Raw genomic sequence first — 13,069 nt, 5'->3', positions numbered from 1 at the left:
AGCGAGAGGCAGATATGAGCACGCTGCATCAGGACAGCATCATCATCGACGGACTGAACATCTCGAAGTTCGAGAAGCCGGTATTCGAGGACATGCGCAAGGGCGGCATCACGGCCGCAAACTGCACGGTATCGGTGTGGGAGAACTTCACCAAGACCGTCGACAACATCGGCGTGATGAAGAAGAAGATCCGCGACAACGGCGAGCTGCTGACGCTGGTACGCACGACGGACGACATCTTCCGCGCGAAGAAGGAAGGCAAGACGGGGATCATCCTCGGCTTCCAGAACGCGCACGCGTTCGAGGACAACCTCGGCTACATCGAGGCGTTCGCCGACATGGGCGTGCGCGTCGTGCAGCTTTGCTACAACACGCAGAACCTGGTCGGCACCGGTTGCTACGAACGCGACGGCGGGCTGTCGGACTTCGGCCGCGAAGTGATCACCGAGATGAACCGTGTCGGCATCATGGTCGACCTGTCGCATGTGGGTGGCAACACGTCGTCGGAAGCGATTGCGTTCTCGAAGAAGCCGGTGTGCTACTCGCACTGCCTGCCGTCGGGCCTGAAGGAACATCCGCGCAACAAGAGCGATGTGCAGCTGAAGGAAATCGCCGACGCCGGCGGCTTCGTCGGCGTGACGATGTTCGCGCCGTTCCTGAAGCGCGGGATCGAGGCGAACATCGATGACTACATCGAGGCGATCGACTACGTCGTGAACCTGATCGGCGAAGACGCGGTCGGCATCGGCACGGACTTCACGCAGGATTTCGCGAAGGAATTCTTCGACATGCTGACGCATGACAAGGGCCGCTATCGCCAGCTGACGAACTTCGGCAAGGTGATCAACCCGGACGGCATCCGCACGATCGGCGACTTCCCGAACCTGACCGCGGCGATGGAACGTCACGGCTGGAAGGAGTCGCGCATCCGCAAGATCATGGGCGAGAACTGGGTGCGCGTGTTCAAGGACGTGTGGGGCGCGTAAGCGTCCGCCCGCCCGAACCGCTACCCGCGATTCAACATTAGAAAAATCGGGACGTGCCTGCACAAGCCGCGCGGGCACGCGGACGATGTCGCGCCTGAACCGCGCGGCCAATTTTCCTCACGGAGTCACCACGATGCAACCGCAACTGCCGATCAACGTCGATCCCGATACCGGCGTCTGGACCACCGACGCGCTGCCGATGCTGTACGTGCCGCGCCACTTCTTCACGAACAACCACGTCGCCGTCGAAGAAGCGCTCGGCGTCGAAGCGTATGCCGAGATCCTCTACAAGGCCGGCTACAAATCGGCGTACCACTGGTGCGACAAGGAAGCGAAGCTGCACGGGTTGACCGGCATGGCCGTGTTCGAGCACTACCTGAAGCGCCTGTCGCAACGCGGCTGGGGCCTGTTCTCGATCATCGAGGCCGATCCGGCCAGCGCCCGCGCGAAGATCGAGCTGCGCCACTCGTCGTTCGTGCTCCAGCAGCCGGGCAAGGAAGGCAAGCTCTGCTACATGTTCGCGGGCTGGTTCGCCGGCGCGATGGACTGGGTCAACGACACGACGCCGGAAGGCAAGGACGCGCCGCGCGCGCAATCGAAGGAAGTGCAGTGTGCCGCCGAGCATCACGACCACTGCATCTTCGAAGTGTCGCCGATCGCGCACTGATGCGCTGACGTAACGACACAGCAACACAACAACACCCGCAACACGAGACATTCGAACGCCAGAGGTCGCCTGCGATGCGTTATCCCCATCTGTTCAAACCCATGCAGCTGAACCAGCTGACGCTGCGCAACCGGATCGTCAGCACCGCGCACGCGGAGGTGTATGCCGAGCCGGGCGGCCTGCCGGGCGACCGCTACATTCGCTACTACGAAGAGAAGGCGAAGGGTGGCGTCGGCCTCGCGATCTGCGGCGGGTCGAGCCCCGTGTCGATCGACAGCCCGCAGGGCTGGTGGAAGTCGGTGAACCTGTCGACCGACAAGATCATCGACCCGCTCACGCGTCTCGCCGACACGATGCACAAGCACGGCGCGAAGATCATGATCCAGGCGACGCACATGGGCCGCCGCTCGTCGTTCCACGGCGAGCACTGGCCGCACCTGATGTCGCCGTCGGGCGTGCGCGAGCCGGTGCACCGCGGTAACGCGAAGATCATCGAGATCGAGGAAATCCGCCGCATCATCGGCGACTTCGCGGCCGCCGCGAAGCGCGTGAAGGCAGCCGGCATGGATGGCATCGAAATCTCCGCCGCGCACCAGCACCTGATCGACCAGTTCTGGAGCCAGCGTTCGAACCACCGCACCGACGAATGGGGCGGCAGCCTCGAGAACCGTCTGCGCTTCGGCATCGAAGTGCTGACGGCCGTGCGCGAAGCGGTCGGCAAGGACTTCTGCGTCGGCCTGCGGATGTGCGGCGACGAATTCCACGAAGACGGCCTTGATCACGAAGCGCTGAAGGAAATCGCGCAGGCGATGTCGGAGACGGGCCTGATCGACTACCTGAGCGTGGTCGGCTCGGGCGGCGATACGCACAACACGATCGCCAACTGCATGCCGCCGATGGCGCTGCCGCCGGAGCCGTTCGTGCACCTCGCGGCCGGCATCAAGTCAGTCGTGAAGATCCCCGTGATGCACGCGCAGAGCATCCGCGATGCGGGCCAGGCCGAACGCCTGCTCGCGAACGGCATGATCGACCTGGTCGGCATGACGCGCGCGCAGATCGCCGATCCGCACATGGTGATCAAGATTCGCGACGGCCGCGAAGACGAAATCAAGCAGTGCGTCGGCGCGAACTACTGCATCGACCGCCAGTACAACGGCCTCGACGTGCTGTGCATCCAGAACGCGGCGACGTCGCGTGAATCGACGATGCCGCACATCATCGAGAAGTCGCGCGGCCCGAAGCGCAAGGTGGTGGTGGTCGGCGCGGGCCCCGCGGGGCTCGAGGCCGCGCGTGTCGCGAAGCTGCGCGGCCACGACGTGGTGCTGTTCGAGAAGAACGCCGAAGTGGGCGGCCAGGTGATGATCGCCGCGAAGGCGCCGCAGCGCGAGCAGATGTCGGGGATCATCCGCTGGTTCGACATGGAAACCAAGCGCCTCGGCGTCGATCGCCGCCTCGGCGTCGCCGCCGACGAGAAGATGATCATGGCCGAGAAGCCGGACATCGTCGTGCTCGCCACGGGCGGGTCGAGCTTCACGTGGCAGGTGCCTGCCTGGGGCGTGGCCGAAGGGCTCGCCGTCAGCTCGTGGGACATCCTGACCGGCAAGGTCGAGCCGAAGCAGAACGTGCTGCTGTTCGACGGCGTGAGCACCCATGCGGGCGCGGGCGTCGCCGACTTCATGGCGAGCCGCGGCTCGAAGGTCGAGGTCGTCACGCCCGACGTGAAGGTGGCCGACGATTGCGGCGGCACGACGTTCCCGATCTTCTATCGCCGCCTGTATGCGCTCGGCGTGATCCCGACGCCCAACACCATGCTCGATCGCGTGTATGAGGAGGATGGCAAGAAGATCGCCGTGCTGCGCAACGAATACACCGAAGAACTGGAAGAGCGTGCGGTCGACCAGGTGGTGATCGAGAACGGTTCGTCGCCGAACGACGAGCTGTACTGGAAGCTCAAGCCGGAGTCGGTGAACCACGGCCAGATCGATCCGCACACGCTGTTCGCGGCCGAGCCGCAGCCGTGCCTGTCGGAAGAACTGGGCAACGGCCGCTTCCTGCTGTTCCGTGTCGGCGACTGCATCTCGATGCACAACGTCCACGGTGCGATCTACGACTCGCTGCGTCTCGTCAAGGATTTCTAAAGATGAATCCGGCTTTCCTCATTACCGCACTGCTGTGGCTGTCGGTGGCGGGGCTCGCGTTCGCGGTCGCGAAGCGCTCGTCCTACTGGCGTCTCGGGCGCGCGACGGCGCCCGGCTCGTTCGGTGTCGCGAACCTGTTCGCGATCCCGAAGCGCTACTTCGTCGACCTGCACCACGTGGTCGCCCGCGATCCGTACATCGCGAAGACCCACGTCGCGACTGCCGGCGGCGCGATCGCCGCACTGGCACTGGTGTTCGTCAACTACGGTCTCGCGATCTACTCGCCGTGGCTCGACAAGCTGATCTTCCTCGCGGCGCTCGCGATGCTCGTCGGCGTGGTGTTCGTGTGGCGTCGTCGCGCGGCGAAGGACGTGCCCGCCCGCCTGTCGCGCGGCCCGTGGAATACGCTGCCATGGATGCTCGGTTCGTTCGCGGTCGGCCTCGTGCTGTTCATGGTGGTGCCGACCGGCGCGATGTCGGGTGCGTTCGCGGTGCTCTGCGCGCTGCTGATCGGCGCCGGCGCATTCACGATGACGGTCGGTGCCGCGAAGGGCGGCCCGATGAAGCATGCGATCGCCGGCCTGCTGCACCTCGCGTTCCACCCGCGCCAGGAGCGTTTCGCGGCCACCCGTGATTCGTTCACGGGCAACGGCACGGCAACGCCGCCGACCGCGCTGAAGCTGCCGGATATCGAGCACGAGGAGTATGGCGTCGCGAAGCCGGTCGAATTTCGCTGGAACCAGCTGCTGAGCTTCGACGCCTGCGTGCAGTGCGGCAAGTGCGAAGCCGCGTGCCCCGCATTCGCATCGGGCCAGCCGCTGAATCCGAAGAAGCTGATTCAGGATCTCGTCGTCGGGATGGCGGGCGGCACCGATGCCGCGTACGCCGGCAGCCCGACGCCGGGCCTCGCGGTCGGCCAGCATCGCGGCGAGCCGAACGGCCCGATCGTGTCCGGCCTGATCGAGGAGCAGACGCTGTGGTCGTGCACCACCTGCCGCGCCTGCGTGCAGGAGTGCCCGATGCTGATCGAGCACGTCGATGCGATCGTCGACATGCGCCGCAACCGCACGCTGGTGCACGGCACGGTGCCGGGCAAGGGCCAGGAAGTGCTCGCGAACCTGCGCGAGACCGGCACGATGGGCGGCTACGACACGGCTGCACGCTACGACTGGTCGGTCGACCTGAGCGCACCGGTCGCACAGCCGGGCAAGCCGGTCGACGTGCTGATCGTCGCGGGTGAAGGCGCGTTCGACATGCGTTACCAGCGCACGCTGCGTGCGTTCGTCAAGGTGCTGAACAAGGCCGGCGTCGACTACGCGGTGCTCGGCGGAACCGAGACCGACACCGGCGACGTCGCACGCCGCCTCGGCGACGAAGCGACGTTCCAGCAGATGGCGAAGCGCCTGATCGGCACGCTCGACTCGCTGTCGTACAAGCAGATCGTGACGGCCGACCCGCACGTGATGCACAGCCTGCGCAACGAATATCGCGCGCTCGGTTTGCGCGTGACGGTCAAGCACCACACGACCTACCTCGCGGAGCTGGCCGACAGCGGCAAGATCGCGCCGAAGGCCGTCGAAGCGCTGCGCGAGAAGCGCACCACGTATCACGATCCGTGCTACCTCGGCCGCTACAACGGCGAGACGGAATCGCCGCGCAAGCTGCTGAAGACGATCGGCATCCAGGTCGTCGAGATGGAGCGCAACGGCATGCGCGGCCGGTGCTGCGGCGGTGGCGGCGGTGCGCCGCTGACCGACATCCCGGGCAAGCAGCGTATTCCCGACATCCGCATCGCCGACGCGCGCGCCATCGGCGCGGACGTGGTCGCGGTCGGTTGCCCGAACTGCACGGCGATGCTCGAAGGCGTCGTGGGCCCGCGCCCCGACGTGCTCGACGTGGCCGAACTCGTTGCCGCCTCGCTGGAGTGAATCGATGAACACGATCAAACGAATCGATCCGCGCCGGCCGTTCATCATCACGGCCGCGGGCCTGAAGCGCATCACGCTCGGCGAGGAAGGCAGCGCCGACGCGAACGCCGCGCAGTGGTCCGCGCACGGTCATGGCGCCGCAGCCGCGAAGCCGCGCCGCGCGGTGCAGGACCCGAAGCACGTGATGCTGGTGGTGGCGCATACCGAGCGCGGCGCGCTCGACGACCATTCGCGCCAGGCAATCGCCGCTGCCGCGGTGCTGGCCGACGCGCAGACGGAAGTCGCGCTGCTGGCGTTCGGCGAAGTGAAGGATGACGCCGCCGAACTCGGCGTCGACAAGCTGATCGAGCTGGCCGACTTCGACCGTCGCGCGTTTGCGCCCGAAAGCGAATTGCAAGCATTGCAGGCATGTGCCGCGGCGCTCGCGCCGAAGTACGTGTTCGTGCCCGACAACGCGACCGGCGACGGCGATCTCGGCCGGCGTTACGCGGCGGCCGCCGGCGCGAGCGTCGCGACCCACGTGGTCGAGATCGACGCGAAGCATGTCGGCACGTATGCGCACGCCGGCCGTGCGTTCGCGACGCGCGGCTTGCCCGACGTGATCCTGCTCGCGCAGAACGCGGTAGAGGCGAAACTGCCGTTCGTCGGCGCAGGAGATCGCCTCGCTGCCGACTTCATCCGCCCGGCTGTCGACGCGGCGCAGCCGTACCGCGACCTCGGTCTCGAGGAAATCGACGCGGCTCAGGTTGCGCTTGAGGAAGCCGACTTCATCGTGTCGGCCGGCAACGGGGTATCCGACATCGGCGCGTTCGAACAGCTCGCCGGCGCATTCGGCGCGGCGATCGGCGCGAGCCGCGTCGCGGTCGACAACGGCCACTTCACGCGCGACAAGCAGGTGGGCGCGACCGGCAAGACGGTCGAGGCGAGCGTGTATATCGCGTTCGGCATCTCGGGCGCAGTGCAGCATCTGCAGGGGATCAAGGACTGCCGCCACGTGATCGCGGTCAACCTCGACGGCAGCGCGCCGATCGCGAAGCGCGCGAACCTGACGGTGGTGGGCGACGCGCAGGCGACGATCGCCGCGCTGATCGAACAGGTGCAGGCCGCACGCGCGTCGCGCGGACAATCGTCGACCGCGGTCGGCACCCGTGAAACCGAAGGAGTCGCAGTATGAACGCCCCCCGCCAGTTGCAACGCATCGCGGTGCTCGTGTCCGTGGGCCGGCACCCGGTCAGCGGCACGGCGCGCTACAGCCGCAACGACGCGGCCGCGCTCGAAGCCGGCCGCCAGCTTGCGGAGAAGCATCGCGCGCAGCTCGACGTCATCCATGCGGGCGACCCCGCCAATGAAGCACTTGCTGAATACCTCGCGCTCGGTGCACGGCAGGTCGAGGTGCTGGCCTGCCGCGCCGGCGACGATGCCGTACACGCACTCGCCGCCCGCGTCCAAGGGTACGACCTCGTGCTGACCGGCACCCGTGCCGAAGGCGCGTATGACACCGGGATGCTGCCGTATCGCGTCGCCGCGGCGCTTGGCTATCCGCTCGTCGGCTCGGCAGTCGACGTGACGGTCGACGGCGGCCGCGCGGCGGTCCGGCAATTCTTGCCGAAAGGGCTGCGGCGCCGCGTCGACGCGGCGCTGCCGGCGGTCGTCGCGGTGCATCCGCTCGCCAACGTGGAGCCGCGCTACGCGTATGCACGGCTGCGGGCCGGCGCGATCCGCCCGACGCTCACGTCGAGCGGCGCGGATGCCGATGCGGCCGCATGGAAGGTCGGCGCGATCGAGCGTAAACCCGTAAAGCTGGTCGCTGCGGAGAAGCGTTCCGGGCATGCACGGATGCTGTCCGCGACGACGACCGAAAGCCGCGGCGGCAACGTCGTAAATGAAGGGAGTTCAGTCGAAAAAGCACAAGTGATCCTCGCGTATTTGCGCGAGCATCAGCTCATCGACTACTGATTTTGATGCCTGTCGGCAACCACACTGGGACGCAAGGAATCCGGAGCAAACGATGAAAGTATCGGCAGACATTCGTGCATTGATCGAGCGCCGCAAGGAAGGCCATAGCCTCGAGGCGCCGTTCTATACGAGCGAGGAAATCTTCGCCCTCGACATGGAGGCGATTTTCCACCAGCACTGGATCCAGGTCGCGGTCGAACCGGACATTCCCGAGCCGGGCGACTACATGACCGTGGAACTGGGCAGCGACTCGATCCTGATCGTGCGCGACGATGACATGGAAATCCGCGCGTTCCACAACGTGTGCCGCCACCGCGGCGCGCGTCTGTGCAACGAAGACAAGGGCTCGGTCGGCAACATCGTGTGCCCGTACCACAGCTGGACCTACAACCTGACGGGTCAGCTGATGTTCGCCGAGCACATGGGCGAGAAGTTCGACCGCTGCAAGCACAGCCTGAAGTCGGTCCACGTGCAGAACCTCGCAGGCTTGATCTTCATCTGCCTCGCCGAGGAGCCGCCGGTCGATTTCGCGCAGCTGCGCGCCGAGATGGAGCCGTACCTGCTGCCGCACGATCTGCCGAACACGAAGATCGCCGCGCAGATCGACATCATCGAGGAAGGCAACTGGAAGCTCACGATGGAGAACAACCGCGAGTGCTATCACTGCGTCGCGAACCATCCGGAGCTGACGATCTCGCTGTACGAATACGGCTTCGGCTACCAGCGCTCCGACGCGAACGCCGAAGGCATGGATGCGTTCGCTGAAACCTGCGTGCGCCGCGGCAAGGAGTGGGCCGAGATGGGCCTGCCGTCCGCCGAAATCGAGAAGCTGAGCGACGTGACGGGCTTCCGCACGCAGCGCCTGCCGCTCGACCGCCACGGCGAATCGCAGACGCTCGACGCGAAGGTCGCATCGAAGAAACTGCTCGGCCAGTTCGGCCAGGCCGACCTCGGTGGCCTGTCGTTCTGGACGCAGCCGAACTCGTGGCACCACTTCATGAGCGATCACATCGTGACGTTCTCGGTGATTCCGCTGTCGGCCGGCAAGACGCTCGTGCGCACCAAGTGGCTCGTGCACAAGGATGCGAAGGAAGGCGTCGACTACGACGTGAAGAACCTGACGGCCGTGTGGAACGCGACCAACGATCAGGATCGCGCGCTCGTCGAGTTCTCGCAGCGCGGCGCGACCAGCAGCGCGTACGAGCCGGGTCCGTATTCGCCGTACACGGAAGGTCTCGTCGAAAAATTCTCGGCCTGGTACATCGGCCGGCTCGCCGAAAAAACCGGCGCGTAGTCGTCAGTAGATAGCAAGCGGAGTTACACATGATGCGAGATGCGGCCCAATTCGAGCCGGCGGACAGCCGGGTTACACACCCGGCGTTCTGGAGCGCGCTGCCGGAGCGCTGGACGAGCGACGTCGAGGAAACGCTGGTGTGCTGCCACGTTCGGCAGGAAACCCACGACGTGAAGAGTTTCTTCTTCCGTTCGCCGCAAGGCCGTGCGTTCTCGTTCGAACCCGGGCAGTTCATCACGCTCGAGCTCGACATCGAAGGCGAGACGATCAACCGGTGCTACACGATCTCGTCGTCGCCGGCGCGGCCGCACACGATCTCGATCACGGTCAAGCGCGTGCCGGGCGGCAAGGTGTCGAACTGGCTGCACGACAACCTGCAGCCGGGCGCGTCGGTTCGCGTGCTCGGCCCGGCCGGCGAATTCACGTGCGCGCGTCATCCGGCGCGCAAGTACCTGTTCCTGTCGGCCGGCTCGGGCGTCACGCCGCTGATGTCGATGAGCCGCGCGCATCACGATCTCGCCGAGGATCGCGACATCCTGTTCGTGCACAGCGCACGCACGCCGGACGACATCATCTTCGCGCGCGAGCTCGACCTGATCGCGTCGAACCATACGAACTTCCGCACGTCGTTCGTCGTCGAGCGCGTCGGGGCACGCACCAACTGGCCGGGCGTCACGGGCTTCCTGACGCTGCCGCTCTTGAAGCTGATCGCACCGGACTTCATGGAGCGCGAGATCTTCACGTGCGGCCCCGCGCCGTACATGAAGGCCGTGCGCGACCTGCTCGACGAAGCCGGTTTCGATCGCAAGCAGTATCACGAGGAGAGCTTCTCGTTCGAAACGCTCGCGCAGACTGCGAGCGACGAACTGGCGGCCGACCTTGCACCCGCCACGAACGGCGACGGCGGCGCGGAGACGACGCAGTTCACCGTCAACTTCGCGAAGAGCAACCGCGAAATCTCGTGCGGCTCCGAGCAGCATGTGCTCGACGCGGCACGCCAGTCGGGCGTGCGGCTTCCGGCGTCGTGTACGCAGGGCATGTGCGGCACCTGCAAGGTGAAGCTCGTGTCGGGGCAGGTCGAGATGAAGCACAACGGTGGCATCCGCCAGCGCGAAATCGATCAGGGGATGGTGCTGCTGTGCTGCAGCAAGCCGCTCTCGGATCTCGTGATCGACAAATAATAGAAGCCAGCCATCGGCTGTCCGGGCGCTGCGCGTCGCGTCGCGTCTGGACAAGCATCCGTCGGAAAAGAACGATACCGCGGATTTGTGGTTGAAGAACCTAGAGAGGCAACGCGCACGGTGCGCATATCAAGGAGATCGACCATGAAGCTGTTCGGAAAACTGTTTTGGACCGGCGCACTGTCGGCGATGGTGGCACTGAGCGCCTCGGCGCTCGCCGATACGAAGCCGACACTGAAGATCGGCTACGTCGAAGGCTGGGACGACAGTGTCGCGACGTCGAACGTCGCGGCCCGCGTGATCGAGAAGAAGCTCGGTTACCAGGTTCAGCTCGTGCCGGTCGCGGCCGGGATCATGTGGCAGGGCGTGGCGCGCGGCGATCTCGACGCGACGCTGTCGGCCTGGCTGCCCGTCACGCACGGTTCGTACTGGGACGAGTACAAGGCGAAGGTCGTCGACCTCGGCGCCAATTTCCCCGATGCGAAGATCGGCCTGATCGTGCCGGCCTACGTGAAGGCGAAGAGCATCGAGGATCTGAATGCCGAGAAGAGCAGCTTCGGCGGCCGGATCGTCGGCATCGACGCGGGCGCGGGCGTGATGCGCAAGACCGACGAGGCCATCAAGAACTACGGCCTGAACTACACGCTGATGCCGAGCTCGGGCAGTGCGATGACGGTCGAGCTGGCGCGCTCCGTCGGGGCGAGCAAGCCGGTGATCGTGACGGGCTGGGCGCCGCACTGGATGTTCGCGAAGTGGAAGCTGCGCTTCCTCGAGGATCCGAAGAAGGTCTTCGGCGGTGCTGAGCACGTCGACAACGTCGTGAATCCGCAGCTCGAAACGAAGGCCAAGCCGGTCGTCGCGTTCCTGAAGAAATTCCAGTGGAAACCGGGTGAAATCGACAGCGTGATGCTCGCGATCCAGAACGGCTCGAAGCCGGAAGCGGCTGCCGATGCATGGATTGCGGCGCATGCGGACCGCGTGAATTCGTGGACTGAAGGCATTCAATAAAACCGGCGGCGATTCGCCGCTCGCATCATCATAAAAAACAAGCCGGGAATGGCACGCAGGAATCCGAAGCAATCGTGATTTCCTGCGGTCATATCCCGGTTTTCTTTTACTGATTCTGCACGAAATCCCGTAGGTTGTTACACTACGACGCTTGTGCGGAGTCATCACAGGAGGCATTGGATGAGTCAGGCAGGACTGCGTGCGAACCGCACCAGTGATGTTGGGGCAACCATCTCACATGATTCGACAGGCCATACGCTGCATCGTGGCCTGACTTGGAAAGACGCATTCTGGGTTACGAGCGGCGTGCCGGCAGGCGTGCTGTTCACGATCGGCGGCGTATGCGCGACGATCGGCCAGCCCGCGTGGGCGATCTGGATCGCCGCGATCACGATGGGGCTGATTCAAAGCGCGACTTATGCGGAAATATCGGGGCTGTTTCCTCATAAATCGGGCGGCGCGTCCGTGTATGGCGCGATCGGCTGGGTCCGTTACACTAAGCTGATTGCCCCGGTTTCCGTGTGGTGCAACTGGCTCGCGTGGTCGCCGATGCTCGCGCTCGGCTGCGGCCTCGCGGCGAGCTATGCGCTCACGAGTCTCTTTCCCGCCGATGCGGCGGTGCTGCACTGGCAGCTCAAGATCGCGGATCTCGGGTTCATCAAGCCCGGTCTGTCTCTGCGAATCAATGCGACGTTCATCATCGCGACGATTCTGCTTCTCATCACGTTCAAGCTTCAGCACAGCGGCGCGTCGAAGGCTGCGCGCACGCAGCGCATTCTCGGCATCGCATCGCTCACGCCGCTCCTGATCGTCGGCATCGTGCCGTTCATCACCGGCGACGTGCCGATGTCGAACCTGCTCCCGCTGCTGCCGCTCGGTCACGACGCGCACGGCAACCTCACGGCCACGATGTTCGGTTCGTGGAACGGGCAGGGCGTCACGATGGCGCTCGGCGCGATGTTCATGGCCGGCTGGGCGTCGTACGGCTTCGAGACGGCCGTCTGCTACACGCGCGAATTCCGCGATCCGCGCCGCGACACCGCGAAGGCGATCTTCTGGTCGGGCGCGCTGTGTCTCGTCGTGATGACGCTGGTGCCGATGGCGTTCCAGGGCGCGCTTGGCACGCAGGCGATGCTCGATCCGTCGATCGGCGACGGCACCGGCGTCGCGGCCGCGATGGCGAAGATCGTCGGCGGCGGCGCGTGGGTCGCGAATGCGGTCATCGTGATGCTGATGCTGTCGATCCTGCTGATCGTGATGACGTCGATGATGGGCTCGTCGCGCACGCTGTACCAGGCATCGGTCGACGGCTGGCTGCCGAAGTACCTGTCGCACGTGAACGAGCACGGTTCGCCCACGCGCGCGATGTGGACCGATCTCGGCTTCAACCTCGTGTTGCTGATGATGTCGGACTACATGACGGTGCTGTCGATCTCGAACGTCTGCTACATGCTGTTCGTATTCCTGAACCTTCAGTCGGGCTGGATCCACCGGATGGATCGCGGCAACTGGGATCGGCCGTTCCGCTGCCCGACCTGGCTGCTCGTCGCCGGATCGATCTGCGGCTACGCGAACCTCGTCTATGTCGGCGCGGGCGCGAACCTGCAGGGCGAAGGCACGCTGCGCAACGGGCTGATCGCGATGCTGCTGATCGTGCCGGTGTTCCTGTTCCGCCACTACTGGCAGGATCGCGGCCGTTTCCCGGCGCAGATGCAGCGCGACATGGAACTCGAAGTGCCGAAGCGCGCGATGTGGCTGAACCTGATGCCGTATGCGGCGCTGATCGGCGCCGGGCTCACGATCTGGCTGTCGTACTACTTCGCGTGGGTGAAGTAAGCGCCTGACCGCGGCACGCGCCGCGCGCCGCGCGCGATGAAACCGGACACCGCACCCGGGGCCGTCGCGCACCGC

General features: G+C 65.4%; 10 protein-coding genes. All 10 read left to right on the top strand.

Annotated elements, in window-relative coordinates:
- The first annotated feature begins 14 nt into the window (after positions 1-14).
- Positions 15-986 carry a dipeptidase gene (locus AC1Z3W_RS13810; protein WP_124833870.1) on the top strand — a complete coding sequence of 324 codons (972 nt, stop codon included), beginning with the start codon at positions 15-17 and terminating at the stop codon, positions 984-986.
- 133 nt (positions 987-1,119) lie between these two features.
- Entirely contained in the window at positions 1,120-1,653 is a 534-nt protein-coding gene (locus tag AC1Z3W_RS13805; protein WP_057927540.1) for a DUF5943 domain-containing protein, read from the top strand.
- 74 nt (positions 1,654-1,727) lie between these two features.
- On the top strand, positions 1,728-3,791 hold the full coding sequence (locus AC1Z3W_RS13800; protein ID WP_057927539.1) for an NADH:flavin oxidoreductase: 2,064 nt from the start codon (positions 1,728-1,730) through the stop codon (positions 3,789-3,791).
- A gap of 2 nt (positions 3,792-3,793) precedes the next feature.
- Positions 3,794-5,719, top strand: a complete 1,926-nt coding sequence (locus AC1Z3W_RS13795; protein ID WP_124833871.1) for a (Fe-S)-binding protein — start codon at positions 3,794-3,796, stop codon at positions 5,717-5,719.
- A 4-nt stretch (positions 5,720-5,723) separates the two neighbouring features.
- The gene (locus AC1Z3W_RS13790; protein ID WP_124833872.1) at positions 5,724-6,893 is read left to right on the top strand and encodes an electron transfer flavoprotein subunit alpha/FixB family protein; all 1,170 of its coding nucleotides are present in this window, start codon (positions 5,724-5,726) and stop codon (positions 6,891-6,893) included.
- Positions 6,890-7,675, top strand: coding sequence for an electron transfer flavoprotein subunit beta/FixA family protein (locus AC1Z3W_RS13785; protein WP_057927536.1), 786 nt, complete (start codon positions 6,890-6,892; stop codon positions 7,673-7,675). Before AC1Z3W_RS13790 ends, AC1Z3W_RS13785 begins: the two co-directional genes overlap by 4 nt.
- Positions 7,676-7,727: 52 nt before the next feature.
- Positions 7,728-8,969, top strand: a complete 1,242-nt coding sequence (locus AC1Z3W_RS13780) for an aromatic ring-hydroxylating oxygenase subunit alpha (protein WP_057927535.1) — start codon at positions 7,728-7,730, stop codon at positions 8,967-8,969.
- 29 nt (positions 8,970-8,998) lie between these two features.
- A complete protein-coding gene (locus AC1Z3W_RS13775; protein ID WP_057927534.1) occupies positions 8,999-10,150 on the top strand; it encodes an FAD-binding oxidoreductase in 1,152 nt (383 codons plus the stop codon).
- 144 nt (positions 10,151-10,294) lie between these two features.
- Positions 10,295-11,158, top strand: a complete 864-nt coding sequence (locus AC1Z3W_RS13770) for a glycine betaine ABC transporter substrate-binding protein (RefSeq protein WP_057927533.1) — start codon at positions 10,295-10,297, stop codon at positions 11,156-11,158.
- 180 nt (positions 11,159-11,338) lie between these two features.
- Positions 11,339-12,994, top strand: coding sequence for a trimethylamine N-oxide permease (locus AC1Z3W_RS13765; RefSeq protein ID WP_057927532.1), 1,656 nt, complete (start codon positions 11,339-11,341; stop codon positions 12,992-12,994).
- Positions 12,995-13,069 lie beyond the last annotated feature (75 nt).

This window comes from Burkholderia sp. 10_S31 (assembly GCF_056930375.1).
The sequence above is the reverse complement of the archived record's forward strand: the minus strand, read 5'-3'. Positions and strand labels throughout refer to the sequence as shown.

Coding starts and splice junctions, on each gene's coding strand:
- AC1Z3W_RS13800 (WP_057927539.1), top strand. CDS start 1,728: ATGCGTTATCCCCATCTGTTCAAACCCATGCAGCTGAACCAGCTGACG.
- AC1Z3W_RS13780 (WP_057927535.1), top strand. CDS start 7,728: ATGAAAGTATCGGCAGACATTCGTGCATTGATCGAGCGCCGCAAGGAA.
- AC1Z3W_RS13765 (WP_057927532.1), top strand. CDS start 11,339: ATGAGTCAGGCAGGACTGCGTGCGAACCGCACCAGTGATGTTGGGGCA.
- AC1Z3W_RS13790 (WP_124833872.1), top strand. CDS start 5,724: ATGAACACGATCAAACGAATCGATCCGCGCCGGCCGTTCATCATCACG.
- AC1Z3W_RS13770 (WP_057927533.1), top strand. CDS start 10,295: ATGAAGCTGTTCGGAAAACTGTTTTGGACCGGCGCACTGTCGGCGATG.
- AC1Z3W_RS13810 (WP_124833870.1), top strand. CDS start 15: ATGAGCACGCTGCATCAGGACAGCATCATCATCGACGGACTGAACATC.
- AC1Z3W_RS13805 (WP_057927540.1), top strand. CDS start 1,120: ATGCAACCGCAACTGCCGATCAACGTCGATCCCGATACCGGCGTCTGG.
- AC1Z3W_RS13795 (WP_124833871.1), top strand. CDS start 3,794: ATGAATCCGGCTTTCCTCATTACCGCACTGCTGTGGCTGTCGGTGGCG.
- AC1Z3W_RS13775 (WP_057927534.1), top strand. CDS start 8,999: ATGATGCGAGATGCGGCCCAATTCGAGCCGGCGGACAGCCGGGTTACA.
- AC1Z3W_RS13785 (WP_057927536.1), top strand. CDS start 6,890: ATGAACGCCCCCCGCCAGTTGCAACGCATCGCGGTGCTCGTGTCCGTG.